The 23,605-nt window shown below is 70.7% G+C and carries 25 protein-coding genes and 2 tRNA genes; 11 read left to right on the plus strand and 16 right to left on the minus strand.

Features of this window, described 5'->3' with window-relative positions; genetic code table 11:
* The first annotated feature begins 7 nt into the window (after window positions 1–7).
* Genes ABWV20_RS14920 through ABWV20_RS14930 form a run of 3 tightly spaced genes read left to right on the plus strand, consistent with a single transcriptional unit; the run spans window position 8 to window position 2,890 of the window.
* Window positions 8–1,006 carry an AAA family ATPase gene (locus tag ABWV20_RS14920; RefSeq protein WP_353356746.1) on the plus strand — a complete coding sequence of 333 codons (999 nt, stop codon included), beginning with the start codon at window positions 8–10 and terminating at the stop codon, window positions 1,004–1,006.
* On the plus strand, window positions 966–2,321 hold the full coding sequence (locus tag ABWV20_RS14925) for a DUF58 domain-containing protein (protein ID WP_353356412.1): 1,356 nt from the start codon (window positions 966–968) through the stop codon (window positions 2,319–2,321). Before ABWV20_RS14920 ends, ABWV20_RS14925 begins: the two co-directional genes overlap by 41 nt.
* Complete coding sequence (locus tag ABWV20_RS14930; protein ID WP_353356414.1) at window positions 2,318–2,890, plus strand: hypothetical protein; 573 nt, start codon at window positions 2,318–2,320, stop codon at window positions 2,888–2,890. The genes ABWV20_RS14925 and ABWV20_RS14930 overlap by 4 nt, the downstream gene beginning before the upstream one ends.
* Before the next feature lie 15 nt (window positions 2,891–2,905).
* On the opposite strand, the gene ABWV20_RS14935 is transcribed toward ABWV20_RS14930, so the two are convergent.
* From ABWV20_RS14935 to tig, 8 genes are all read right to left on the minus strand, one after another.
* Complete coding sequence (locus ABWV20_RS14935; RefSeq protein WP_353356416.1) at window positions 2,906–3,544, minus strand: hypothetical protein; 639 nt, start codon at window positions 3,542–3,544, stop codon at window positions 2,906–2,908.
* Window positions 3,545–3,579: 35 nt separating this feature from the next.
* Complete coding sequence (gene clpX, locus ABWV20_RS14940; RefSeq protein ID WP_353356418.1) at window positions 3,580–4,857, minus strand: ATP-dependent Clp protease ATP-binding subunit ClpX; 1,278 nt, start codon at window positions 4,855–4,857, stop codon at window positions 3,580–3,582.
* Between the two features lie 186 nt (window positions 4,858–5,043).
* Window positions 5,044–6,003 (minus strand): DUF559 domain-containing protein, encoded by a 960-nt coding sequence (locus ABWV20_RS14945; RefSeq protein ID WP_353356420.1) that lies wholly within the window; start codon window positions 6,001–6,003, stop codon window positions 5,044–5,046.
* Window positions 6,004–6,392: 389 nt separating this feature from the next.
* A complete protein-coding gene (locus ABWV20_RS14950; RefSeq protein WP_353356422.1) occupies window positions 6,393–6,647 on the minus strand; it encodes an acyl-CoA-binding protein in 255 nt (84 codons plus the stop codon).
* 82 nt (window positions 6,648–6,729) lie between these two features.
* A complete protein-coding gene (locus ABWV20_RS14955) occupies window positions 6,730–7,383 on the minus strand; it encodes an ATP-dependent Clp protease proteolytic subunit (RefSeq protein ID WP_353356748.1) in 654 nt (217 codons plus the stop codon).
* 8 nt (window positions 7,384–7,391) lie between these two features.
* Window positions 7,392–8,009, minus strand: a complete 618-nt coding sequence (locus ABWV20_RS14960; RefSeq protein ID WP_353356750.1) for an ATP-dependent Clp protease proteolytic subunit — start codon at window positions 8,007–8,009, stop codon at window positions 7,392–7,394.
* A gap of 373 nt (window positions 8,010–8,382) precedes the next feature.
* Window positions 8,383–8,631, minus strand: coding sequence for a hypothetical protein (locus ABWV20_RS14965; RefSeq protein WP_353356424.1), 249 nt, complete (start codon window positions 8,629–8,631; stop codon window positions 8,383–8,385).
* Window positions 8,632–8,800: 169 nt separating this feature from the next.
* Entirely contained in the window at window positions 8,801–10,156 is a 1,356-nt protein-coding gene (gene tig / locus ABWV20_RS14970; RefSeq protein WP_353356426.1) for a trigger factor, read from the minus strand.
* Window positions 10,157–10,293: 137 nt separating this feature from the next.
* Here tig and ABWV20_RS14975 point away from each other — a divergent pair, with 137 nt between their 5' ends.
* Entirely contained in the window at window positions 10,294–10,821 is a 528-nt protein-coding gene (locus ABWV20_RS14975) for a hypothetical protein (RefSeq protein ID WP_353356428.1), read from the plus strand.
* Window positions 10,822–10,869: 48 nt separating this feature from the next.
* On the opposite strand, the gene ABWV20_RS14980 is transcribed toward ABWV20_RS14975, so the two are convergent.
* Together ABWV20_RS14980 and ABWV20_RS14985 are read right to left on the minus strand one after the other, a co-directional pair.
* Entirely contained in the window at window positions 10,870–11,166 is a 297-nt protein-coding gene (locus ABWV20_RS14980; RefSeq protein WP_353356430.1) for a DUF2087 domain-containing protein, read from the minus strand.
* 44 nt (window positions 11,167–11,210) lie between these two features.
* Window positions 11,211–11,284 (minus strand) — tRNA-Gly (locus tag ABWV20_RS14985).
* 107 nt (window positions 11,285–11,391) lie between these two features.
* Between ABWV20_RS14985 and ABWV20_RS14990 the strand changes: the two genes are divergently transcribed.
* Window positions 11,392–11,465: transfer RNA gene (locus tag ABWV20_RS14990), tRNA-Pro, on the plus strand.
* Between the two features lie 50 nt (window positions 11,466–11,515).
* On the opposite strand, the gene trmB is transcribed toward ABWV20_RS14990, so the two are convergent.
* The 4 genes from trmB to ABWV20_RS15010 all read right to left on the minus strand — a co-directional run bounded on the left by trmB (window position 11,516) and on the right by ABWV20_RS15010 (window position 14,739).
* Window positions 11,516–12,268 (minus strand): tRNA (guanosine(46)-N7)-methyltransferase TrmB, encoded by a 753-nt coding sequence (trmB, locus tag ABWV20_RS14995; RefSeq protein ID WP_353356432.1) that lies wholly within the window; start codon window positions 12,266–12,268, stop codon window positions 11,516–11,518.
* A gap of 42 nt (window positions 12,269–12,310) precedes the next feature.
* A complete protein-coding gene (locus ABWV20_RS15000) occupies window positions 12,311–13,426 on the minus strand; it encodes a PP2C family protein-serine/threonine phosphatase (protein WP_353356434.1) in 1,116 nt (371 codons plus the stop codon).
* Between the two features lie 116 nt (window positions 13,427–13,542).
* Complete coding sequence (locus tag ABWV20_RS15005) at window positions 13,543–14,022, minus strand: ribose-5-phosphate isomerase (protein WP_353356436.1); 480 nt, start codon at window positions 14,020–14,022, stop codon at window positions 13,543–13,545.
* Between the two features lie 81 nt (window positions 14,023–14,103).
* Entirely contained in the window at window positions 14,104–14,739 is a 636-nt protein-coding gene (locus ABWV20_RS15010) for a mycothiol-dependent nitroreductase Rv2466c family protein (protein WP_353356438.1), read from the minus strand.
* A gap of 136 nt (window positions 14,740–14,875) precedes the next feature.
* On the opposite strand from ABWV20_RS15010, the gene pepN reads away from it, so the two are divergent.
* The 6 genes from pepN to ABWV20_RS15040 all read left to right on the plus strand — a co-directional run bounded on the left by pepN (window position 14,876) and on the right by ABWV20_RS15040 (window position 22,440).
* Window positions 14,876–17,440 (plus strand): aminopeptidase N, encoded by a 2,565-nt coding sequence (gene pepN / locus ABWV20_RS15015; protein WP_353356440.1) that lies wholly within the window; start codon window positions 14,876–14,878, stop codon window positions 17,438–17,440.
* Between the two features lie 89 nt (window positions 17,441–17,529).
* A complete protein-coding gene (locus ABWV20_RS15020) occupies window positions 17,530–18,459 on the plus strand; it encodes a mechanosensitive ion channel family protein (RefSeq protein ID WP_353356442.1) in 930 nt (309 codons plus the stop codon).
* A 21-nt stretch (window positions 18,460–18,480) separates the two neighbouring features.
* On the plus strand, window positions 18,481–18,867 hold the full coding sequence (locus ABWV20_RS15025; protein WP_353356444.1) for a globin: 387 nt from the start codon (window positions 18,481–18,483) through the stop codon (window positions 18,865–18,867).
* 145 nt (window positions 18,868–19,012) lie between these two features.
* Window positions 19,013–19,651, plus strand: a complete 639-nt coding sequence (locus ABWV20_RS15030; protein WP_353356446.1) for a hypothetical protein — start codon at window positions 19,013–19,015, stop codon at window positions 19,649–19,651.
* Window positions 19,652–19,831: 180 nt separating this feature from the next.
* Window positions 19,832–21,604 carry a glycoside hydrolase family 13 protein gene (locus ABWV20_RS15035; RefSeq protein WP_502901795.1) on the plus strand — a complete coding sequence of 591 codons (1,773 nt, stop codon included), beginning with the start codon at window positions 19,832–19,834 and terminating at the stop codon, window positions 21,602–21,604.
* A gap of 47 nt (window positions 21,605–21,651) precedes the next feature.
* Complete coding sequence (locus ABWV20_RS15040) at window positions 21,652–22,440, plus strand: glycerophosphodiester phosphodiesterase family protein (RefSeq protein ID WP_353356448.1); 789 nt, start codon at window positions 21,652–21,654, stop codon at window positions 22,438–22,440.
* A gap of 22 nt (window positions 22,441–22,462) precedes the next feature.
* Here the strand turns inward: ABWV20_RS15040 and ABWV20_RS15045 are convergent, their stop codons facing one another.
* The gene (locus tag ABWV20_RS15045) at window positions 22,463–23,113 is read right to left on the minus strand and encodes a DUF8185 domain-containing protein (RefSeq protein ID WP_353356450.1); all 651 of its coding nucleotides are present in this window, start codon (window positions 23,111–23,113) and stop codon (window positions 22,463–22,465) included.
* Window positions 23,110–23,574 (minus strand): acyl-CoA thioesterase, encoded by a 465-nt coding sequence (locus tag ABWV20_RS15050; RefSeq protein ID WP_353356452.1) that lies wholly within the window; start codon window positions 23,572–23,574, stop codon window positions 23,110–23,112. The genes ABWV20_RS15045 and ABWV20_RS15050 overlap by 4 nt, the downstream gene beginning before the upstream one ends.
* Window positions 23,575–23,605: the final 31 nt, after the last annotated feature.

Genomic DNA, 23,605 nt, shown 5'->3' on the forward strand with positions numbered 1-23,605 from the left:
CACCGCCATGGACCTCGGCCGGGTCAGCGAGCTCAGCAACGCGGTCCTCACCGAGGTCGAGCGCGCCGTCGTCGGCAAGCGGGAGCCCCTGCGCCTCGTCCTTGCCGGGGTGCTCGCCGGCGGCCACGTCCTCATGGAGGACTTCCCCGGGTTGGGCAAGACCCTCGCCGCCCGCAGCTTCGCCCAGACCCTGGGGCTGGGGTTCAAGCGGGCCCAGTTCACCCCGGACCTCCTGCCGGGCGACATCACCGGCTCTTTCGTCTTCGACCAGCGCTCCGGGGACTTCGAGTTCCGGCCCGGGCCGATCTTCACGGGTCTGCTCCTCGCCGACGAGATCAACCGCACGCCTCCCAAGACGCAGGCCGCCCTCCTCGAGGCCATGCAGGAGAAGCAGGTGACGGTGGAGGGGCGCACCTTTCCCCTGCCGCGGCCGTTCCACGTCCTCGCGACCGCGAACCCGGTCGAGTACGAAGGCACCTACCCCCTGCCCGAGGCGCAGCTCGACCGCTTCCTCATGCGGGTGTCCTTCGGCTATCCGAGCGTCGACGAGGAGTGGCAGATCCTCGCCAACCGGATGGCGCGCCGCCAGGAGGAGCAGACCCTCGACGCCGTCGTCACGCCCGACGAGCTGCTCGCGATGCAGGCGGCCGTGGAGCGCGTCGCCGTGGACGAGTCGGTCGGCCGCTACTGCGTCGCGCTCGCAGCCGCCACCCGCACCCATGGCGAGGTCCTGATGGGTGCCTCGCCCCGAGGTGCCCTGGGTCTGCTCCTCTGCGCGCGGGCGCACGCGATCATCGACGGGCGTGACTTCGTGACGCCCGAGGACGTCAAGGCCGTCGCCAAGCCGGTGCTCGCCCATCGCGTCACGGTCAAGCCGGAGCTCTGGATGAGCGACGTCAGCGGCACCAGCGTCGTCTCGCGCCTGCTCCGGTCGGTGCCGGCGCCGGCACCGCGGGAGCAGCGGGGTGCGGGTTCGACCGTTCCCGCAGGCCGACCCGAGGCCTGAGGTGCGGACGCTCCTGCCCCGCACGACGTCGTCCCGGTCCCTCGGCGAGTGGACGGCCACCGCAGCGCACACGCGGGCGGTCATCCTTGCCACGGCCGCGGCAGTGGCCGCTGTCGCGGGCCGCCGCCCCGACCTGCTCGTGATCTCCGCCCCCTTGGTCGTCGCGGCCGTCTGGGGCCACCTGGCGCGGCCCCGCCACCCGGTGGACGCGGCGGTGACCTTGGGCAGCGGGACACTGCGCGAGGGCGACGTGGCGGACGTCACCGTGCGCATCCGTCCCGCTGCACGCGCGGAGGGCATCATCACGCTGGCCTCGACGCCCTGGGTCGAGCGCAGGCCCGTGAGCGGCATCGCGCGGGTCGAGGACGGCCTCGGGGCGATCGCGCTCCGGACGACCCGGTGGGGGCGGCGGCAGATCGGGACCGTGAGCATCACCCTCTCGAGCGTCTGGGGTGCCTATCGGGTCGGTCCGACCGACGTGCCGGACCTCGCCACGGCGACGCTGCCCGTCCCGGCCGCCTTCGACGCCGCCGCTCCGACGCCGCACCCGCGCGGTCTCGTGGGGCTCAACCGCTCGTCCCGGCCGGGCTCCGGCAGCGAGTTCAACACGATTCGGCAGTTCCATCCCGGGGACCGTCTCCGCCGGATCCACTGGCCCGTCTCGCTGCGCACGGGCGCTCTGCACGTCACGTCGACCTACGCAGACGAGGACGCCCACGTCTTCCTGCTCGTCGACGCGTTCAGCGACCTCGGGCCGCGCGAGGGCATCGACGGTCGCCCGACGAGCCTCGACGTGACCGTCCGCGCGGCAGGGGCGATCAGCGAGCACTTCCTCAGCAGCAACGACCGACTCACCCTGCGCACGGTGGGCGCCGCCAACGTCCCGCGGCTCGGCGTGGGGTCCGGGACCAAGCACCTGCGCCGGGTGCTCGAGACCCTCGCCTCCATCGCCCCCGCCAGCGAGCGCCGCGACGACGGCGAGCGAGCCATCCGCGGCGTCGACCCCAACGCCCTCTGCCTCGTCCTCAGCCCCCTCATCGTGCCCACCACGGTCGGCCTGGCACACACCCTGGCCACCCGCGGGATGACCACGGTCGTCGTCGACACCTTCCCCGACCACCTCGCCGAGGACCCCGGCAACGTCTACGAGGCGCTCGCGTGGCGCATCCGGCTGCTGTCCCGTCAGGCCCAGGTCCACTCCCTCGTCGCCCGGGGCGTGCCCGTCGTTCCCTGGCACGGACCGGGGTCGCTCGACCATGTCCTGCGCGACATCGCCCGGCGGGCGGCGGCACCCCGGATGGGCAGACGGCGATGACGACACCGAGCGGGGAGACAGCACGCGGTGGGTGGCGCACGATCCGATTCGGGAGGGGCCCGCGGTGGTCGCTTCCGCAGCTGGGACTCGCCCTGGTCGCTGCGACGAGTGCGGGGCTCTTCCTGGGCTGCCTCTCTGCGGCCGCCGGCGGCTTCGACCCGGTCTGGTGGTCGCTCGTCATCGTGCCCCTGGTCACGCTGGGCTACTCCGGGTCCGGCGTCCCCCTGGCCTACTGGGGCCTGATGCTGATCGGCTGGTTCGTCCTCACCCCTGATGGCAGCCTCACCCCCTGGTCGGTCCCGGCCGCGCTCGCCCTCGTCGTCGGCCACTCAGCAGCCGCCCTGTCGGCGACGACTCCCCCGGCCGGTGGCTTCTCGACCCGGGTCGTGCGCACCTGGGTCGGCCGGGTGGTCCTCGCCGCCCTCGCCGCGCCGGCCGTCGCGCTGCTCGCCGGAGCGGTCCGCGGCGGTGGGCCGGGAGCCGGCCCAGCGGCATACGTCATCGGTCTCGGCGGGCTCGCCATCGGGATCTTCCTCCTGCGAACCGAGCCACCTGCCCACGCGGAGTAGGCCGGGATCCCCGCGTCACTCGCGCGCGTCGTCCCAGACCGCGCCCCACGGCACGTCCCACCCGGCCATGCGCAGGCGCCGCGTCACGAACGCCTCCCTCGGCAGGTCGACGACGCGGCCGACCGACGGCTCGTAGACGTCGAGCTCCTGTCCCCGGGTCGCCGGCATGACGAGCACGACGTGCCGGGGCAGCCACGCGCTGCCGATGTAGAGGAGCGCGGGCCGCCCTGCCCGGACCCGGCGGCGGAGGTCGGCGTAGGCGTCCTCGAGGACCTTCCTGCTGCCGAAGCGGAACATCGTGACGTCGTAGTCGGCCCACGGCACCGCAGCGCCGTACTCGAGCTCGCCGAGCGCACCCCAGGGCGGCGTGCCGAGCGCCCGCGGCCAGGGCAGCTGGATGCGCCCGCCGGCCCCGACGAGGGCGTTGGTCCGCCGGGCCACCACCTGCTCGTGGGCGGCGAAGCGCTCCTCGACGGTGCGGCCGTCTGCTGCGTCCTCGTCCTTGGCGTCGGGCCCGAGCCCGTCGCGGATCCAGCGGGCAAAACCGGGATTGACGAGCATGCGGGCCACCGTCAGCGACGCGGACCCGCACGTCGTGGTCGACTGCTGGACGGGCACGCGGTCGCCGGCCTGGAGGTGGAAGGGCGCAATCATCGAGACCCCCGTCGAGCCGTCCTACCGGCCTCGGCTCACGCCGATTCCTTGCGCTGGCGCTTGGGCCGCGGCTCGGCCTCGCGCCGCACGATCGTGGGGTTGACGTTGTCGAGGACGACCTCGCGGGACACGACGACGCGCGCGATCCCGTCGTCGCTCGGGACGTCGAACATCACGGGGAGCAGCACCTCCTCCATGATCGCGCGCAGGCCGCGCGCGCCGGTGCCGCGGAGCAGCGCCTGGTCGGCGACCGCCTCGAGGGCGTCCTCGGTGAACTCGAGCTCGACTCCGTCGATGGCGAACATCTTCTCGTACTGCTTGACGAGGGCGTTTCGCGGCTGCGTCAGGATGTTGACCAGGGCCTGCTGGTCGAGCGGGCCGAGGGTGGTGAGGACGGGCAGTCGACCGATGAACTCGGGGATGAGGCCGAACTTGAGCAGGTCCTCCGGCATGACGTCGGCGAAGCTGTCGCCGAGGTCCTTGGCGGTGTGCAGCGGCTGACCGAAGCCCAGGCCCTTGCGCCCCGAGCGGCTCTCGATGATCTTCTCGAGGCCGGCGAAGGCGCCGCCGACGATGAAGAGCACGTTGGTCGTGTCGATCTGGATGAACTCCTGGTGCGGGTGCTTGCGCCCGCCCTGGGGTGGCACCGACGCGGTCGTTCCCTCGAGGATCTTGAGCAGGGCCTGCTGGACTCCCTCGCCGGAGACGTCGCGGGTGATCGAGGGGTTCTCCGACTTGCGGGCGATCTTGTCGACCTCGTCGATGTAGATGATCCCCGTCTCGGCCTTCTTGACGTCGTAGTCGGCCGCCTGGATGAGCTTGAGGAGGATGTTCTCGACGTCCTCGCCGACGTAGCCGGCCTCGGTCAGCGCCGTCGCGTCGGCGATGGCGAACGGGACGTTGAGCATCTTGGCCAGCGTCTGGGCGAGATAGGTCTTGCCCGACCCGGTGGGGCCGATGAGCAGGATGTTGGACTTGGCGAGGTCGACGTGGTCGTCGTCACGCTTGGGCCCCTCCCCCGCCTGGATCCGCTTGTAGTGGTTGTAGACAGCCACGGCGAGGGACTTCTTGGCGGAGTCCTGGCCCACGACGTAGTGCTCGAGGAACTCGAAGATCTCCCGCGGCTTGGGCAGGTGGTCCAGCCCCAGCTCGCTCGACTCGGCGAGCTCCTCCTCGATGATCTCGTTGCACAGGTCGATGCACTCGTCGCAGATGTAGACACCGGGGCCCGCGATGAGCTTCTTGACCTGCTTCTGGCTCTTCCCGCAGAACGAGCACTTGAGGAGGTCTCCACCTTCTCCGATGCGTGCCACCGAATCGCTCCTACCCTCGACGTCAGCTGTCGACAACGACCCCCAATCTAGGGGTCGACTCCTATTAGACGACGGAGCGACCCACCCTCGCGCGTGCAACGCCGTTTGTCCGCTGTCGGCTGACAAACCACCAACGTGTCACTCCGGAGCGTGTCAGGAGCGATCAGGCCGTATGCCGCTGAGTAGTCAGGCCGGCTCGGCGATGTCGTCGGGCTTGCCGGCGAAGTGCCTGCGCCACTCCTCCCCGACGCGGGGGGTGCTCATGCCTTGGTCCCGCATGGCGGCGAGGACGCGGCTGAGGGTGCGGGCGGGCGTGTTGTAGATGTCCTTGGCCCGGATCACGACGAGTCGCCACCGCTCCCCGTCGAGCCACTCGCGCCGTCGGAGGTCGATACCCCACTGCTCGTCGGACTCGGCGTGCTGACGGCCGTCGTACTCGATGACCAGCTTGCTGTCCGGGTAGCTGAGGTCGAAGCGGAACCGGACGCGCCCGTCCGGCCAGAGCACCTTGTGGTTGATCACGGGTTCGGGCAGCCCGGCGAGGACGAGCAGCATCCGCAGCCGGGACTCCATCGGCGAGTCGACCTCGGGCCGGACCAGACCGGCCGCCTGCCGGGCGAGCCGCCGGGATCGGCCACTGAAGGAGCCGGCGGCCTCGACCAGCTGCGCGCAGGTGACACGCCCCGCCTTCACGAGCGAGTCACCGAGCACCACTAGATCCACGAGCGAGAGGTCGTCGCTGAGGTCGAGGAACGTCCACGAGGGCGTCGTCAAGCGAACGCCCTCATGTGTTGTGAACCGGCGCCCCGACCGGCGTGCATGTGCCTTCATCCCTCGGACCTGGCGTCGGTGCCCCAGACACGCGATGTGGGTGAGGCCGTCGTCCGGGACGATGCCGCCCCAGATGCGGGCCGCGGTGTGGTGCGAGGCGACGGCCCCGGGGTCGCGCAGCAGCGCTGCCTCTGCCAGCAGAAGCGGGGTCACCGGTTCCCGGGCGTCGACGTAGACGCCGTGGAAGAGTCGCCGATACCTCGACGAGCGCAGGTCCGCTGGCGTGACCCCGGCTGGCGTCGCCCATTCACGCTTGCCGGTCAGGGGATTCCGCGTCGTCGTGACGCGGAACGGCTCGTGGGTGACCGGTGGCATGTCCCGATGGTGGCGGCTCGGCGTTGCGGAGCGCGGCCGTCATCCACAGGCAACGGCGAGCAGGCGCACCTTTCCCACACGCGCGCAGAAGGCGCGCCGGTCAGCAGCCGAGCCATGCACCTTTTCCACACGCGCGCAGAAGGCGCGCCGGTCAGCAGCCGAGCCATGCACCTTTTCCACACGCGCGCAGAAGGCGCGCCGGTCAGCAGCCGAGCCATGCACCTTTCCCACACGCGCGGAAAAGGCGCGCCGGTCAGCAGCCGAGCCATGCACCTTTCCCACACGCGCGGAAAAGGCGTGCCGGTCAGCAGCCGAGCCATGCACCTTTCCCACACGCGCGCAGATGGCGCGCCGGTCAGCCGACGAGCCCGACGAACCGGGGACGTGGGTCAGGGGGCGGTGAGGTCCTGGACGATGGCGACGTACTGGGCCTCCGCGTCCTCGCGCGACGTGCCGCTCAGCTTGGCCCACGCGTCGTACTTCGCCCGTCCGACGAAGTCGGTGAAGCCCGGCCGCTTGCCCGTCACGTCTCCGTCGGTCGCCTGCTTGTAGAGCGCGTAGAGCTTCAGCTTGACGTCATTGCCGGGGTCCTCGGTCAGGCCCTTGACGGACGCGACGGCCGACTCGAACTCTGTGCTCGCCATGCCCCCAACATAACCGTCATCGAGAGAGCAGTTCGCGACGCATGGCATGTCGCGAACTGCTCTCTCGATCGGACGGGGTCGGTCAGACCTCGAGGGAGGCCTTGCGCGAGGCGAGCACCTCGTCGATGAGGCCGTACTCCTTCGCGTCCACAGCCGAGAGGATCTTGTCCCGCTCGATGTCGTCACGGACCGTCTCGGAGGTCCGGCCGGTGTGGTGGGCCAGGGTGTCCTCGAGCCAGGTGCGCATGCGCAGCACCTCGTTGGCCTGGATCTCGATGTCCGAGGCTTGCCCGTAGTCGCCACCCTGCAGGGCCGGCTGGTGGATCAGGATCCGGGAGTTCGGCAGCGCGAACCGCTTGCCCTGCGCCCCGGCCCCGAGCAGCACGGCTGCCGCAGACGCGGCCTGGCCGATGCAGAACGTCTGGATGTCGGGTCGGACGAACTGCATCGTGTCGTAGATCGCGGTCATCGCGGTGAAGGAGCCACCGGGGCTGTTGATGTACATGAGGATGTCGCGGTCCGGGTCGAGCGACTCGAGGACGAGCAGCTGGGCGATGATGTCGTCGGCCGACGCGTCGTCCACCTGCACGCCGAGGAAGATGATGCGGTCCTCGAAGAGCTTGTTGTACGGGTCGGACCGCTTCATGCCGTAGGAGGTGCGCTCCTCGAACTGCGGCAGGATGTAGCGGCTCTGCGGCGCCGGCGCGGCCAGGCGGTTGCTCGGGGTGATCATCATCGGGTCTCTCACTTCTCGTCGCTCGTGCCGTCGGTCTTCGCGTCGGCCTGACCCACGCCCTCGCCCTCGATGGCCTGGCCGGAGCTGCTGAAGACGTGGTCGACGAAGCCGTACTCCTTCGCCTCCTCCGCGCTGAACCAGCGATCGCGGTCGGAGTCCTTGACGATCTGCTCCACGGACTGACCGGTGTGCTGGGCGATGAGCTCGGCCATCTGGTTCTTGATGTAGAGCATCTGCTCGGCCTGGATCTTGATGTCCGTGGCCGTGCCGCCGATGCCGCCGGACGGCTGGTGCATCATGACGCGGGCGTGCGGGGTGGCGTAGCGCTTGCCCTTGGTGCCCGCCGAGAGGAGGAACTGCCCCATCGAGGCGGCCATCCCCATGGCGACGGTGGCGACGTCGTTGGGGATCCAGTTCATCGTGTCGTAGATCGCCATGCCGGCCGAGATCGACCCGCCGGGGCTGTTGATGTAGAGCCAGACGTCCTTCTCGGGGTCTTCTGCCGAGAGCAGCAGCAGCTGGGCACAGATGGCGTTGGCGTTCTCGTCACGAACGTCGGAGCCGAGGAAGATGATGCGTTCCTTGAGCAGCCGGTTGTAGATGTGGTCGTCGAGACCGCCCGGCATACCGGTGCCGTTGGCGGAGATGTCCGAAGTCACCTTGTCTCCATCGTCGAAGTTGTCCCGCCCGGCCGGAGGGTGGCCCGGTCGGCTGGCTCGTCACTGACCCTAACGCCCGAACCCAGAGTGGGATTTCCCGGACCACGCCGTGTTCGCCCTGAGCGCACAAACAGCCGGCCATCGGGGCCGGGCAGACCGCTGCCGTATGCCGCTGGGCCGGCTCCCATGCATCGGTTCCGACGCCAGCATGGACCGGTTCCGACGCCAGCATGGACCGGTTCCGACGCGAGCATGGACTGGTTCCGACGCGAGCGGGCCGGCGCCCGGGGGCTGCGTGGTGCCCGGGAGCCGGCCCTGATCGGGGGCTCGTGGTGAACGGTCAGCTGACCGCCGGGTCATCCTCCCCGGGACGCGCTTCCTGGTGGGTGGGGACGCCCCGAACGTCACCGGCGTCCTCGAGCGACCCCTCGAGGACCGGGTTCTCCTTGGCGCTCCCGTCGACGCTGCCGCGCTCGACGTCGGTCTCGGTGGGCTCTGGTGGCACCTCGTCGACGGACGGGTCGCCTCCACGCGGCGGCTGGCCGGTGTCCTCCGGGATCTCGCTCGGGGTGTGGTCGAAGTCGCTCACTCGGTGCCTCCTGGGTCCGGTCTGCATCCGCCTGCCGTCCGGTCGCGCCGCACGGGCACCGGTCCCACTACCCACTCCCCCTGGCAGTGCACGTGTGGTGCGGCCGTGCGGGGACGGCGACGGCCGACGCCCTCAGGGCGCCGGCCGTCGTGAGGCTGGGGAAATGGGGTCAGGCCTTGGCCGACTCCTCGGTGGCGAGATCGGCGTCCGTCGCCTCGTCCGCGGTCACGTCCTCGTCGGTGTCGTCGAGGTCCTCGGTCCCGGGGACGGCCTCGTTGAGGTCGACCACGTTGCCGGCCGTGTCCTTGACCGAGACCTTCTCGAGCACCGAGGCCAGCGCCTTGCGGCGGGCCACCTCCGCCACCATGGCGGGGATCTGCCCCTCCTTGTCCAGCGTCTGGGCGAAGGCGTTGGGGTCCATGCCGTACTGCTGGGCGTTCATGACGAGGAACTCGATGAGCTCGGCCTGCTGGACCTGGACCGCTTCCTTCTCCGCGATCGCGTCGAGGACGAGCTGGGTCTTGAGGCCCTTGCGGGTGTTCTCGTCGACCTCGGCGCGGTGCTCGTCGTCCTCGAGGCGGCCCTCGCCCTCGAGGTGGGAGTTGACCTCGGCGTCGACGATGCCCTCGGGGATCGGCACCTCCACGCGCTCGAGGATCGCCTCGAGCAGCTGGTCCCGGGCGGCCACGCCCTGGGCGAACTTCGCATCCACCGCGGCCTTCTCCGTGAGGTCCGCCTTGAGCTCGTCGAGCGTGTCGAACTCGGATGCGAGCTGGGCGAACTCGTCGTCGAGCTCGGGCAGCTCCCGCTCCTTGACGGACAGCACCGTCACGGTGCAGCTGGCCTCCTGGCCCTCGCGGTCGCCGCCGGCCAGCGGTGCGGTGAAGGACTTCGTCTCGTCGGCCGCCATGCCGACGAGGGCCTCGTCCATGCCCTCGAGCATGTTGTTGGTCCCGACCTCGTACGAGACGCCCTTGACCGCGTCGATCTCCTCGCCGTCGATCTCGGCGGACAGGTCGATGGAGACGAAGTCGCCCTCCTGGACGGGACGCTCGACGCCCTTGAGCGTGCCGAACCGGGCGCGGAGGGCGTCGAGCCGCTCGGCGACGTCGTCATCGGACACCACGGCCTCGTCGACCGTGAGCTCGATGTCGGAGAAGTCCGGCAGCTCGATGTCGGGGCGGCGGTCCACCTCAGCCGTGAAGGTGAAGTCCTCACCGTCGGTGGCCGGGACCTTGAGGTCGGTGATCTCGGGCTGGCCCAGCGGGCGGACGGAGTTCTCCTCGAGCGCGCGGCCGTAGAGGTCCGGAAGGGCGTTGTTGACCGCCTCCTCGAGGACCGCGGCGCGACCGACGCGCTGCTCGATGAGGCGCGCCGGGACCTTGCCCTTGCGGAAGCCGGGCACCTGAAGGTGCTCACCGATGTGCTTGATGGCCGCATCGAGGCTCGGCTTGAGCTCCTCGAACGGGACCTCGACGGTCAACTTGACCCGGGTCGGGCTGAGGGTCTCGAGCGCGCTCTTCACTGCGGGTACTCCATGTGGGCTGTGGGAGGTGGACTGGTGGGAGGTGACTCCCGCGGTCGCCGCTGTGGGCGCACCGACGCACCATGCTATCGGTCGCCCTGCCCCGGCACTAAATGCGTGCTCCTATGCTCGGGGCCATGCCCGCGCCTCGGCCGTCGTCGCCACCTCCGGACCCCGCCCTCGCGGCTCTCCGCCCGCTCCAGCTCGTCAGCGTCGCGATCGGCATCGGCGCCCTGATGATCACGGCGATGCGGATCCTCGTCGACCCTGAGCCGGTGCCGCCGTCGTGGCTCGCCGTCGCCATCGTCCTCGCGGCCGTCGTCGCCGCCACCGTGCTGATCACGCTCGTCGGCTACGCCGTGCCGTCCTTGCCCCAGGGGCTGCCCCGGGAGAACGCCGCCCGGACGAGCCTGCGCTACTTCGGCTCGACGACCGTCCTCCGGTCGGCGATCGCGGAGACACCGGTCCTGGTGGCGTTCGCGGTCTCGTTCCTCGTGACGCCCCGCTCGTGGCTCCCGCTGCTCGTCGCGCTCCCCGTCACGGCCGCCCTCTACTGGTGGCACGCCTGGCCCTCCCCCCGCACGGCAGCCGCTGTCGAGAAGGGCCTCGAGGCGGCGGGCGCCGAGAGCCACCTCAGCGAGACCCTCGGTTTCCGCGCGGAGTGAGCTGAGCGGCATACGGCCTCCGGCGAGGGCGTATGCCGCTGGGCCGGGTCACGTGACGGAGCCCCCTGAGCGCCAGTACAGTCCGCCGGCGCGGTCGAGGAAACCCTCCTCGACGAGGTAGCGGCGGAGGGCGGCCACGTCTGCATGGAACGTCCGCAGCCGGTTGTTGACGGTCGTTTCGTCGTACCTCTCCCCGGGCTCGAAGACCTGGACGACGTGGTCGAGGACGACGAGTCGCTTGCGGATCTTCGTCGGGATCCTCGTGAGGGAGCCATCCGCTGCGACGAAGGCTCGGAGCACGGCGTCCTTGTCGCGCAGGGCATCGACGAGGTCAGGTCGGAACACGTCGTCACAGTAGGCGCTGGACGCGCGGAGCGCACCGAGGGAGGTGGAGCGGGCGACGAGAATCGAACTCGCGTAATCAGTTTGGAAGACTGAGGCTCTACCATTGAGCTACGCCCGCAGGGCCGCTGGTTGACCCGGCGATCCGAGGCGCTAGCCTACTGGTTCGCGTCCCGTCCGCAGAAATCGGCCCGCCCCCGCGGGTCTCTTCGTGCCGGTCGGGCACGACGGGGCATGGCGCAGTTTGGTAGCGCGTCCGCTTTGGGAGCGGAAGGTCGCAGGTTCAAATCCTGTTGCCCCGACCGAAGGTCCCCCTCAACAGGGGAGGAGCGAGGCACGAGCGAGCGCGGGCTCAGTCGACGAGGTCGAGGCGCAGCTCGTGGATCTCGCGGCCGGCTGCCCGGCCCTTGGCCTCGAACCCGGCGGCGGGCCGCCACTCGGGTCGCTCGACCCGGCGCGCCTCGAACCGCGGGTGCTCCGCAGTCTCCCTGAGGACGTGCTCGGCGTAGAAGGCCTGGTCGGTGGCGACGAGGACGTGCCCCCCTGACGTGAGGACGCGGGCGAGCAGGTCGAGGTTCGTCGGGGAGATGAACCGGCGCTTGGTGTGCTTCTTCTTGCGCCACGGGTCCGGGAAGAACAGGTGGATCGCGTCGAAGGTCCGATCCCGCACCCGGTCCTCGAGGAACACGATGGCATCGCCCTGCTCGACGCGCAGGTTGGGCACCCCAGCGCGGTCGGCGTCTGCGAGCATCCGGGCCAGTCCCGGGGAGTGGACGTCCATCGCGAGGACGTCCACGTCGGGAAAGGCCGCGGCGAAGGCGATCGCGGCCTGGCCGTGGCCGCTGCCGATCTCGAGAACGACCGGCGCGACGCGGCCGAAGGCCCGCTCGGGCTCGAACGGTCCCCCGGGAAGAGCGCGCGCCGGACCGAGACGCTCGAGACGCGCGACGGTCAGCGCGGAGAGGCGGCCGCGGCGCACGAAGGTGCGGACCCGTGCGGGCGTGACGCCGTGAGGCAGCTCGGGCACCTCATGCGGCTTGCGCCGCGCGTGGGACACGGGCCGGTCGGCGGGATCGTCGGCGGGATCGTCGGCGGGCAGGTTCACCCCGGCATCGTAGTGATGTCGCGGCCGTCCGTTGGCGACCGCTCAGCGCCGCCAGATGGTGACGACCGCGCGGTCGTCGCCATGGCCGGCGAGGGCGTGGTCGCAGAGCCGTTGGGCGAGCCCCTCGAAGCCCTTGGTCACGAAGGACTCGGCGCGCCCGAGCATCCGGTCGATGCCGTCAACCAGGGTCTTGTCCCGGGCCTCGATCACACCGTCGCTGTAGAGGACGAGCGCGTCGCCGTGCCGGAGCGTGCCGGTCTCCCGCGGGTAGTCGGCGTTCTCGACGACTCCGAGGAGGGGTCCGCGCCCGCCGGAGAGCATGCGCCACCGCCCTGACCCAGCGGCGAACTGGGCGGCGGCCGGGTGCCCGGCGTAGCCGATGGAGAACTCGCCCGTCTCGAGGTTGATCGCAACGTGGACGGCCGTGGCGAACCCCTCCGGCCAGCGCAGGCGCAGCAGGTGGGTGTTCGCGGCGTGGAGGAAGCCGTGCTCGCTCATCTCCCCGAGCAGACCCCCCAGGGCGCCCGAGAGCAGCAGCGACCTCGTCCCGGCCTGACGGCCCTTGCCCGACACGTCGACGAGGGCGATCTCGAGGATGGAGCCGTCCGTGGAGCGGCCGGCCACCACGAAGTCACCGGCGAAGCTGTCGCCGTAGGCCGACTCGAGCGCGATCTCAGCCGACCAGTCGGGCGGCAGCTCGGGCAGCTCGCCCTGGGCGCGCAGCCGGTCCCGCATGTCGACGAGCATCGACTCGCCGCTGACGCCGACCACCCCTACCTGGGCGCGGGCGTGCGCGAGCCAGATCATGAGCAGCATCGTCGCGAGGGTCACGAGCTCGGTGCCGAAGGTGGCGCCCTTGCGCGCGCCGAGGGTGGCGCCGACGATCGCCATGGTCGAGAAGAGGGCGACGTAGACGATCACGAGATGTCGCGGCTCGAGGAACAGCCCGCCGACGACGACGAGAAGGGCGAAGATGCCCCACGGCACCTGCTCGGGCCAGGTCGTGATGGCCCAGCCGGCGCCGAGCCCGAGCAGGATCAGACCGACGACGAGGAGCCACGGCGCCCGGGACATCCAGGGCACCAGCATGCGGGCACGGCGAATCGGCCCGGCGGCGATGCTCGGGCGGTGAGAGACATAGCTCTCCTTGAGGGCCACAAGCCTCCATCCCTGGATCGAAGGGGCCGTGGAGGGTCCGGCAGGCACCGATCTCGTTGTGTGCAGTGAGGGTCGTCAGTCGTTTCGCGCCGGCGGCCCGTCGGTGGGGACGTCCGTCAGCCGGCCGAGTCCGGGAGCGGCGGCAGCACCTTGTCGGCCTCGTACGCGGAAACCATACCTATGCGACGGCTGTGCCGCTCATCATCGGAGAATTCTGTGACCAGGAAGGTATCGACGATCTGCTTGGCCGCGTCCTCGGGCGTGAACCGAGCCCCGATCGAGACGATCTGCGCGTCGTTGTGCTCCCGCGCGAGCGCCGCCAGCTCGGTCGAGTAGGCGAGGGCGGCCCGGACGCCGTCGACCTTGTTCGCGGCCATCTGCTCTCCGTTTCCGGAGCCTCCGAGGACGATGCCGCGCGACCCCGGGTCCGAGGCCACCGCTTCGGCCGCTCGCAGCACGAACACCGGGTAGTCGTCCTTCGCGTCGTAGGCGAAGGGGCCGTGGTTGACGACCTCGTGGCCGCCCTCCGCGAGGTGCGCCATGAGGGCCTGCTGGAGCTCGTAGGAGGCGTGGTCGCCGCCGATGTGGATACGCATGTCCGTCCTTGTGCGGTGAGCGGGTGAAGGTGATTGCGATGGCTGGAGACAGGTCGGACCCAGCGACGCGATCGGGTGGGATCAGGTGAAGATCGGGTGCTGCGTGCGGGTCCGCTTCAGCTCGTAGAACCCCGGGGTGCCGGCGACCAGGACGCAGCCGTCCCAGAGCCTCGCGGCGTCCTCGCCCTTCGGCGCCGGAGTGACGACCGGGCCGAAGAAGGCCACGCCCTCGACGGAGATGATCGGCGTGCCGACCTCGGTGCCGACGAGGGAGATCCCGCGCTTGTGGCTCCGGCGGAGGGCCGCGTCGTGGGTCTTGTGGTGGGCGGCGGCGGCGAGCCGCTCCGGCAGCCCGACCTCCACGAGGGACTCCTGGATGACTCGGTCGAGGTCGGTGCGGCGCCCCGGGTGGATGCGGGTGCCCATGGCGTCGTAGAGGGGCTTGACGAACTCCGGGCCGTGCTCCTCGGCTGCGGCCACGATGACCCGGACCGGGCCCCAGGCGCTGTCCATGAGAGTCCGGTAGGCGGCGTCGAGATCGCGGTGCTCGTTGAGCACGGCGAGGCTCATCACCGACCACGTCACGTCGATGTCACGGACCTTCTCCACCTCCATGAGCCAGCGCGAGGTCATCCAGGCCCACGGACAGATCGGGTCGAACCACATCTCCACGGGGGTGCGCTCGAGCGTGCGGTCGGTCGTGCCGTGGGTCGCCATGGGGCCATCCTTCCATCCCCCGCGCCCGGCACGGCACGGCCGGCTGGTGGCCGTGCGAGGATGTCCCCCGCGACGACGCCGTCCCCACCTGCGGGCGGGTCTCACCCCACGAACACCGTCCCATGAGGAGGACTCCGTGCCCGGCAAGAACCTGACCCGCGACGAAGCGGCGCTGCGCGCCAGCCTATTGCGGGTGGAGACGTACGACGTCACGCTCGACCTCACGACAGGTCCCGAGACCTTCCGTACCGTCTCCACCGTCCGGTTCACCTGCTCGGAGCCGGGAGCCGACAGCTTCATCGACCTCATCGCCGACTCGGTCGAGCACGTCAGCCTCAACGGTGTGGAGCTCGACCCGGCGCAGGTCTTCGCCGACTCCCGCGTCGCCCTGCCCGGCCTCGCCGCGGACAACGTGCTGACGGTCGACGCGACGGGTCGCTACACCAACACCGGCGAGGGCCTGCACCGCTTCGTCGACCCGGTCGACAACGAGGTCTACCTCTACACGCAGTTCGAGGTGCCCGACTCGCGCCGGATGTTCGCGGTGTTCGAGCAGCCCGACCTCAAGGCCGCATTCCGCTTCACCGTGACCGCGCCCGCGCACTGGAAGGTCATCTCCAACTCGCCCACGCCTGCGCCCGCGTCGGCCGGCGTCGTCGACCACACCGAGGTCGCCACGTGGGAGTTCGCTCCCACGAAGCGGATCTCCTCCTACATCACGGCGCTCATCGCCGGTCCCTACGACGAGGTCCGCGACGAAGTCGAGACCCGCAACGGCGTCGTGCCGCTCGGCGTCTTCTGCCGGAGGTCGCTGACGCAGTACCTCGACGCGGACAACATCTTCGACTGCACGAAGCGCGGGTTCGCCTTCTTCGAGAAGGAGTTCGACCAGCCCTACCCGTTCGAGAAGTACGACCAGGTCTTCACGCCCGAGTACAACATGGGCGCGATGGAGAACGCCGGAGCCGTGACCTTCACCGAGATCTACGTCTTCCGGTCCAAGGTCTCCGAGGCCAAGGTCGAGCGTCGTGCCCTGACGATCCTGCACGAGCTGGCGCACATGTGGTTCGGCAACCTCGTGACGATGAAGTGGTGGGACGACCTCTGGCTCAACGAGTCGTTCGCCGAGTGGGCATCGACCACCTGCCAGGCGGAGGCGACCGAGTGGACCAGCGCCTGGACGACCTTCGGCACCGCGGAGAAGGCGTGGGCCTACGCCCAGGACCAGCTCACCTCGACCCACCCGATCGCCGCGGACATGCGCCACCTCGAGGACGTCGAGGTCAACTTCGACGGGATCACCTACGCGAAGGGGGCCTCGGTCCTCAAGCAGCTGGTCGCCTACGTGGGGCGTGAGCCGTTCGTCGCCGCGCTCCGGGAGTACTTCGCCAAGCACGCCTGGGGCAACACCACCCTCGCCGACCTGCTCGGCGAGCTGGAGCAGGCGTCCGGGCGTGAGCTGACGTCGTGGTCCAAGCTGTGGCTCGAGACGGCTGGCGTGAACACCCTGCGCCCGGTGTTCGAGCTCGCCCCGGACGGGACCTACCGGTCCTTCGCGGTCGAGCAGACCGCCACCGGGGAGTACCCGACGCTGCGGCCCCACCGGCTCGGCATCGGTCTCTACAACCGGGAGGGCGACTCGCTCGTGCGGGCCGGCTACCACGAGGTCGACATCGAGGGTGGGCGGACCGCGCTCGCAGACCTGGTCGGCCTCACGCAGCCCGACCTGCTGCTCCTCAACGACGACGACCTGGCCTACGCCAAGATCCGCCTCGACGAGCGTTCGCTGCGCACCGCGCTCGCGCTTCCCCGCGGCTTCGCCGACTCGCTCCCACGCTCCCTCGTCCTCGGCGCGACGTGGGACATGACTCGCGACGCCGAGATGCCGGCCAGCGACTTCATCCGCTTCGTCCTCGACTCCCTCCCCGGTGAGAGCGACTCCACCCTGCTGCGGGTGCTCCTCTCCCAGGTCACGACGGCGACGCGCCTCTACACCGCCCCCGACCACCGTGCGGAGACGGCTGCCCTGCTGTCGGCCACGCTCCGAGGGCTCGCCGAGACCGCGGAGCCCGGCAGCGACGCCCAGTTCCAGCTCCTCGAGGCGTGGGCCAACACGACGGTCGACCGCGGGGACGAGACGGAGCTGCGAGGCATGCTCGCCGGTGAGACCGCGCTCCCCGGTCTCGCCGTCGACACCGAGCTGCGCTGGACCCTGGTCCGCGCCCTCGCTGCTCTCGGGGTCGCCGACGCAGCCGAGATCCAGGCCGAGCTCGACCGCGACCCGACCGCCACCGGCCGGGAGCGCGCTGCCGAGGCCCTGGCCGCGCGTTCGACCGCTGAGGCGAAGGCGGAGGCGTGGGCGAAGGCCGTCGAGCGCAACGACCTGTCCAACCAGATGGTCCAGGCCATCGGCAACGGCTTCCTGCGCAGCATCGACCGGACGCTCCTCGAGCCCTACGTCGAGAAGTACCACGACATGCTCCTCGACGCGTGGGCCGCACGCAGCGTCGCGATCGGTGAGCGGGTCGTCGCCGGCTTCTATCCCTTCGGCCTCGCGGACGAGTCACTCAAGGCGGCCTCGGACGCGTGGCTCGCGGCTCACCCGGACGCCCCGGCGGGCCTGGTGCGCACCGTCGCCGAGAACCGCGACACGGTCGCCCGCGCCCTGGTGGCCCAGCAGAAGGACGCCGAGCGCGACTGAGCCGGCGCGCGAGAGCGAGCTGAGCGGCATACGGCTGCATCCGGCGGGGGGGCGGCGCAGCCGTCGGGACGCTTGAAAGGATGGCCTGTATGCCGCTCAGCTCAGTTCCGATGCTCACGTGGGCCCAGGTGGGTGACTGGCTCTTCGGAGTCCCCGTCAGGATCATCGTCACGCTCGCGCTGGCGATCCTCGCCCGTTGGCTGCTCCAGCGCCTCATCGACCAAGTCGTCACCAGCGCGACGAGCCGGCACGCCCAACGGCTGGCCGAGCTGCCCGGCGGTGGTCGCTCGCTGGCCCAGGCGATCGGCCTGGCCCACGAGCGGCACGTCCAACGGACCCGGACGATGGGCTCGCTGCTGCGCAGCATCGTCACCGTCGTCGTCGCCACCGTCGCGATCCTGACGGTCATGGCCCTGCTCGAGATCCCGCTCGCGCCGCTGCTCGCCTCGGCCGGCGTCGGCGGGGTCGCCCTCGGCTTCGGCGCCCAGAGCCTCGTCAAGGACTTCCTCTCCGGGATCTTCATGATCATCGAGGACCAGTACGGCGTCGGCGACGTCATCGACACCGGCGAGGCCGTCGGCACGGTGGAGAACGTCTCCCTGCGGGTCACGCAGCTGCGCGACGCGAGCGGGGTGACCTGGTACGTCCGCAACGGCGAGATCATCCGGATCGGCAACCGGTCGCAGGGCTGGTCGACGGCCATGGTCGACATCCCGGTCGCCTACGACGAGGACATCGAGCGGGCCCAGCGCGTCATCCGGGAGGTCGTCGAGACCATGGACCAGCACTCCCCGTGGGACGAGAAGCTGCTCGGTGCCCCGGACGTCGTCGGGGTCGAGTCCATCGCGGGAGGCGCCGTGACGATCCGCATCCTCGCCAAGACCGTCGCCCAGGAGCACTTCTCCGTCCAGCGGGAGATCCGCGAGCGGGTCAAGGTCGCCTTCGACCGCGAGGGGATCCGATCCCCGGTCCTGCTGCCGCCCGTCCCGCCCTACGGCGGCAAGGCCGGGGCGTCCTGAGCGGTCTGGGAGAATCGGCCCGTGACCTACTACGACGACTTCGGCGGCCACGAGACCTTCGCGAAACTCGTGCGTGAGTTCTACCGAGGCGTCGCCCAGGACGAGGCGCTGCGGGCGCTGTACCCGGAGGACGACCTCGGCCCGGCCGAGGACCGGCTGCGAATGTTCTTCGAGCAGTACTGGGGCGGGCCGACGACCTACTCCGACCAGCGGGGGCACCCGCGCCTGCGCATGCGCCACGTGCCCTTCGCCGTCACCCCGGACATGCGGGACCGCTGGCTGCTGCACATGATGAACGCGGTCGACACCCTGGGCCTGGAGCCCGGTCTGGAGGACCGCCTGCGCGACTACCTGACCCGGGCCGCCTACTCCCTGGTCAACTCGCCCGGTCCGGACGGCGTCTACTGACCCCTGCGGATCGGCGACGATCCTCACAGCGACTCACAGGTTGCTCAGAGGTTCCTGCTTGGTGGTGGGTGTTGTCTGGGATCCAGGACGACACACACCCCGATGCTCGCCGACACGGGCGGGCCGCAGAAAGGACACGGTCGACATGATGCCGATCAACAAGAGAATGGCCGGAATCGCCACGGTCGGCGTTGCCGCAGTAGCACTCGGACTCGGCTTCTCCGGGGCCGCCCAGGCCGACGAGAGCACGCCGACACCCACGACCACCCAGAGCGATGGCACCACCGACGACACCAGTCGGACCGGCCGCGGGATGGGTCATGGCCTCCGGGGTGGCATGCAGGCCGACCTGTCCGAGCTCGCCACGGAGCTCGGCGTGGACGAGTCGAAGCTCACTGACGCCATGACCGCGGCCCGCGACGACGTCAGGGACGAGATGGCCGACCTCCGGGACTCCGCCCAGAGTGGTGACATCGACCACGAGGCGCTCCACGACCAGATTCAGGCCGCGATGGCCAAGGCCCTGGCCGACGAGCTGGGCATCGACGTGAGCAAGGTCCAGGCGGCCCTCGAGAAGGTGCAGGCTGCCCACGAGGCGGAGCGCGAGCAGGCGCTCACCGACCGGCTCGACCAGGCGGTCGCGGACGGCAAGCTGACCCGGGCCGAGGCGGACGCGGTCAAGAAGGCGGTCGACGCCGGAGTCATCGGCGGCGGCATGGGCGGCATGGGCGGCGGCGGCATGGGTCGCGGCATGGGCGGCATGGGCGGAGGCATGGGCACCTGAGCCCGTCCCACCCCGCCGACATTCGAGTGGCCCCGTTGTCCCCGTGGACACCGGGGCCACTCGAATATGGGCGGCGTGCCGGCGTAGGCCGCAGCCCCCAGATCAGAAATTCGAGGCGGTCTGCAAGAAGTTGCAGATCTTGCTTTGATTTTCCGGGCCGGTGGTCAATGATTGACCTTCGTGACGCCGACCTCGACGCCGACCCGAATCGCCCACCCCACCCTCCGCGTGGCACCCACCTCCGCGCACGCCCCCGACCGGGCGGACGCGCCCTGGTGGCGGCACGCGGTCATCTACCAGGTGTACCCCCGCTCCTGGGCGGACTCCGACGGCGACGGCATCGGCGACCTGCCCGGCATCACCGCACGGCTGGACCACCTGCGCGACCTCGGTGTCGACGCCCTCTGGCTCTCGCCCTTCTACACGAGCCCGCAGGCGGACGCCGGCTACGACGTGGCCGACTACCGCGACGTGGACCCGACCTTCGGCACGCTCGCCGACGCCGACGCGCTCATCACCCGGGCGCACGAGCTCGGTCTGCGGGTCATCGTCGACCTGGTGCCCAACCACAGCTCCGACGCGCACCCGTGGTTCCGGGCGGCGCTCGCGGCGCCCGCGGGGTCGCCGGAGCGGGACCGCTACCTGTTCCGGGACGGGAAGGGGGCGGGTGGCGACCTTCCGCCCAACAACTGGGAGTCGGTCTTCGGTGGTCCCGCCTGGACCCGTGTGACCGAGCCGGACGGGACCCCCGGCCAGTGGTACCTGCACCTGTTCGACACCCGACAGCCGGACTTCAACTGGGACAAGCCGCAGGTGCGGGCGGAGTTCGAGTCGGTGCTGCGCTTCTGGCTCGACCGGGGCGTCGACGGCTTCCGCGTCGACGTCGCGCACGGCCTGATCAAGAAGGCCGGCCTGCCCGACCACCGGGCCCGCACGCACATGCTCGGTGACACCGAGGACGCCGCCGTCCACGTCCTCGACGGCGAGAGCCCGGAGCCGACGCACCACACGCCGTACTGGGACCAGGACGGCGTCCACGACGTCTACCGGTCCTGGCGGGCGCTGCTCGACTCGTACGGCTCCCCCGACCGCATCCTCTGCGCCGAGGCCTGGGTCGAGCCGCAGGAGCGGAGTGTCCGATACATCCGCCCGGACGAGATGCACCAAGCCTTCAACTTCGACTTCCTGGGCACCCCCTGGGTGGCCGAGGACCTCGTCGCCGTCATCGACCGCTCGCTGGACGCCGCGGACTCCGTCGGGGCCCCCTCGACCTGGGTGCTGTCCAACCATGACGTCGTGCGCCATGCGACTCGGCTGGGCTACGCGCCGGGGACCAAGCGCCCCAATGGAATCGGCGCCGAGGACCCGCAGCCTGACCGCGAGCTCGGCCTCCGGCGGGCTCGCGCGGCCACGGCCCTGATGCTGGCACTCCCCGGTAGCGCCTACCTCTACCAGGGCGAGGAGCTCGGCCTGCCGGACTCGACGGAGGTGCCCGACGAGCTGCGGGAGGACCCGACCTTCCGGCGCAGCGGCGGCACGGAGAAGGGGCGCGACGGCTGCCGCGTCCCGATCCCGTGGTCCTCCGCCGCCCCGAGCCTGGGCTTCGGCCCGACGCATCGCACCTGGCTCCCCCAACCCGCGGTCTACGCGTCGTACGCCGTCGACCGGCAGGCCGGGGTCGAAGGGTCCACGCTCGAGCTCTACCGGGCGCTGTTGCGGTTGCGTCGAGAGGTGTCCGTCGGGACAGGGTCGCTGGCCTTCGTCGAGGGTTATGGCCCGGACGTCGTGGCGTTCGTCAACGAGGGGGTGTCACGGAGCAGGCTCCTCGTGGTCGCGAACCTCGGGCCGGAGCCGGTCGCCCTCCCCGAGGGCGCCGACCTCCTCGTGTCATCCGGTCCGCTCACGGACGGTCGCGTGCCGATGGACACGACCGTCTGGGCGCTGTGGCCCTGAGCGCGCCGGTGACCACGCGACGACGGCCGGCAGACTAGCCTCGGCGCATGACCAGCCGGCCATACCTCGCCGCGACGCCGGTCGCCTTGGCGCACCGGGGCGGAGCCCTCTACGAGCCGAACCTCGGCTTCGAGAACACCATGACGGCCTTCCGCCACGCCGTCGAGCTCGGTTACACGCACATCGAGACGGACGTCCACGCGACACGCGATGGCCGCCTCGTGGCGTTCCACGACGACCACCTCGACCGGGTGTCGGACATGCAGGGGCGGATCCGGACCTTGGACTGGGAGAAGGTCCGGTGGGCGCGGGTCGGGCACGGCGAGCACATCCCGCTCCTGGCCGAGGTCGTCGACACCTTCCCCGGCATCAAGCTCAACATCGACCTCAAGGCGCCTCGGACCGCCGAGCTGCTGTGGGAGCTGATCGAGCAGCGTGGGCTGCATGACTCCGTGTGCGTCGGGTCCTTCTACCAGCGTGAGATCAGCACCTTCCGCAAGGTGTCGGCAGGACGCGTGGCGACCGCGGCGTCGCACGTGGGCACCGTCCTCATGCGGTTCGGCCCCCGCGCGTTGTCCCGGGTGCTCCGGACGCCGGCCGACGTGTTCCAGGTGCCACCGACGCACGTCGTCGCGGGCCGGGAGGTCACCGTCGTCACCCGCAGTCTGGTCGAGGCCGCGCACCACTTCGGAAAGCAGGTCCACGCCTGGACGGTGGACGACGCGGCCGAGATGCACCGGCTGCTCGACCTCGGGGTCGACGGCCTCGTCAGCGACCGGATCGACGTCCTCAAGGACGTGCTGACGGAACGCAACCTGTGGACCGGAGTCTCCTGACCGCCGACGAGTTGCGCTCGGCTCAGCGCATGAGGACGTGACCGCGGGAGGTGCTGAGCCGCGTCCAGCGGCCGCACGTCGCCACGGCAGCAGTCTCGCCGGCGCGAAGGAAGCCGAGCACGTGACCCCCGAAGGCCAGACCGGCTGCGATGGGCGGGACGGTGTCGCTCATCGCGCCCCAGACCCGCCGGCGCAGGGCCGCAACCGCCGCACCACCGCCGCCCTGGTGCGGCTGCTCCGCGACCTCCGCGATCCCCCGCTCGGCGATGCGCCTGACGGCGGCGCCATCGAGGAGCCCGACTCGCTCCCATCCCTGTCGGGGCGGTGTCAGGCCGGACCAGGCGGGGGCCACGGTGGTCGGGGGCACCCGGAAGGTCGTCTCGTCCTCGCGGTTCCTCGCGAGACGGTCACTGACGGCTGAGAAGCTCACTGTGGCGTCGATCCCCGGGGTGGCCTCGCGGATGGTCACGACCCGCATCCCGAGCACCGTGCCCTCGCCCATGAGGCCGGTGCCCTCGAGGACGGCGACGATCGCGACGAGCAGGCCGGGACCCGGCACCTGGAGCCGCACGGCGCCCTCCGGCACGGCCACGCGCGCGCGGCCGATGAAGGTGGCCAGGTCAGTCAGGCCGTGGGGGTGACCGAAGTCGATCTGCTCGACGACCGCACTCATCGGCGCCGCCTCCTGAAGGGAGCCACCGAGCCGAGCTGTCGCTCCAGGGACGCACGCTCGGAGGGCCGGACCCGCCGCGGCGTCGAGGTGGCGAAGTCGTAGAGGGCCAGCTCCGTCTCCGCAACGGCGTAGACGGTCTCACCATCCCGGTCACGCAAGGGGTTCGGGTCCGTGACGATGTAGGCGACGTCGAAGCCGGCCCCACCGATCCGCGAGACCCAGATGCGGATCTCGACGGGCTCGTGGCGGAAGCCCAGCGGACGCCGGTACTCGATCTCGTGCCGCGACACGAGCACGCCCTCGTCGAGGAGGCTGCGGCCTCCGTGGGGGTTGTCGAACCAGTCGCGGAACGCGATGACGCGAGCGTCCTCGAGCAGGCGGAGGAACTGGACGTTGTTGATGTGGGCGTAGGCGTCCATGTCGGACCAGCGCAAGGACACGTGAGCGGCATACGGCTCCATGCCAGCATCCTTGCAGGGTCGTCCACATCCC

It is taken from the genome of Intrasporangium sp. DVR (genome assembly GCF_040365325.1).
Taxonomy (GTDB): domain Bacteria; phylum Actinomycetota; class Actinomycetes; order Actinomycetales; family Dermatophilaceae; genus Intrasporangium.

Excerpts from the sequence above, each read along its gene's own strand:
- ABWV20_RS15005 (WP_353356436.1), bottom strand. The coding sequence starts at position 14,022 with ATGCGTATCCACATCGGCGGCGACCACGCCTCCTACGAGCTCCAGCAG.
- ABWV20_RS14950 (WP_353356422.1), bottom strand. The coding sequence starts at position 6,647 with ATGGCGAGCACAGAGTTCGAGTCGGCCGTCGCGTCCGTCAAGGGCCTG.
- ABWV20_RS14930 (WP_353356414.1), top strand. The coding sequence starts at position 2,318 with ATGACGACACCGAGCGGGGAGACAGCACGCGGTGGGTGGCGCACGATC.
- ABWV20_RS15010 (WP_353356438.1), bottom strand. The coding sequence starts at position 14,739 with ATGGCGACCCACGGCACGACCGACCGCACGCTCGAGCGCACCCCCGTG.
- ABWV20_RS14945 (WP_353356420.1), bottom strand. The coding sequence starts at position 6,003 with ATGCCACCGGTCACCCACGAGCCGTTCCGCGTCACGACGACGCGGAAT.
- ABWV20_RS15040 (WP_353356448.1), top strand. The coding sequence starts at position 21,652 with ATGACCAGCCGGCCATACCTCGCCGCGACGCCGGTCGCCTTGGCGCAC.
- ABWV20_RS14955 (WP_353356748.1), bottom strand. The coding sequence starts at position 7,383 with ATGATGATCACCCCGAGCAACCGCCTGGCCGCGCCGGCGCCGCAGAGC.
- ABWV20_RS14935 (WP_353356416.1), bottom strand. The coding sequence starts at position 3,544 with ATGATTGCGCCCTTCCACCTCCAGGCCGGCGACCGCGTGCCCGTCCAG.
- ABWV20_RS15030 (WP_353356446.1), top strand. The coding sequence starts at position 19,013 with ATGATGCCGATCAACAAGAGAATGGCCGGAATCGCCACGGTCGGCGTT.
- ABWV20_RS14960 (WP_353356750.1), bottom strand. The coding sequence starts at position 8,009 with ATGCCGGGCGGTCTCGACGACCACATCTACAACCGGCTGCTCAAGGAA.
- ABWV20_RS15050 (WP_353356452.1), bottom strand. The coding sequence starts at position 23,574 with ATGGAGCCGTATGCCGCTCACGTGTCCTTGCGCTGGTCCGACATGGAC.
- ABWV20_RS15020 (WP_353356442.1), top strand. The coding sequence starts at position 17,530 with ATGCCGCTCAGCTCAGTTCCGATGCTCACGTGGGCCCAGGTGGGTGAC.
- ABWV20_RS15045 (WP_353356450.1), bottom strand. The coding sequence starts at position 23,113 with ATGAGTGCGGTCGTCGAGCAGATCGACTTCGGTCACCCCCACGGCCTG.
- ABWV20_RS14920 (WP_353356746.1), top strand. The coding sequence starts at position 8 with ATGGACCTCGGCCGGGTCAGCGAGCTCAGCAACGCGGTCCTCACCGAG.
- ABWV20_RS14975 (WP_353356428.1), top strand. The coding sequence starts at position 10,294 with ATGCCCGCGCCTCGGCCGTCGTCGCCACCTCCGGACCCCGCCCTCGCG.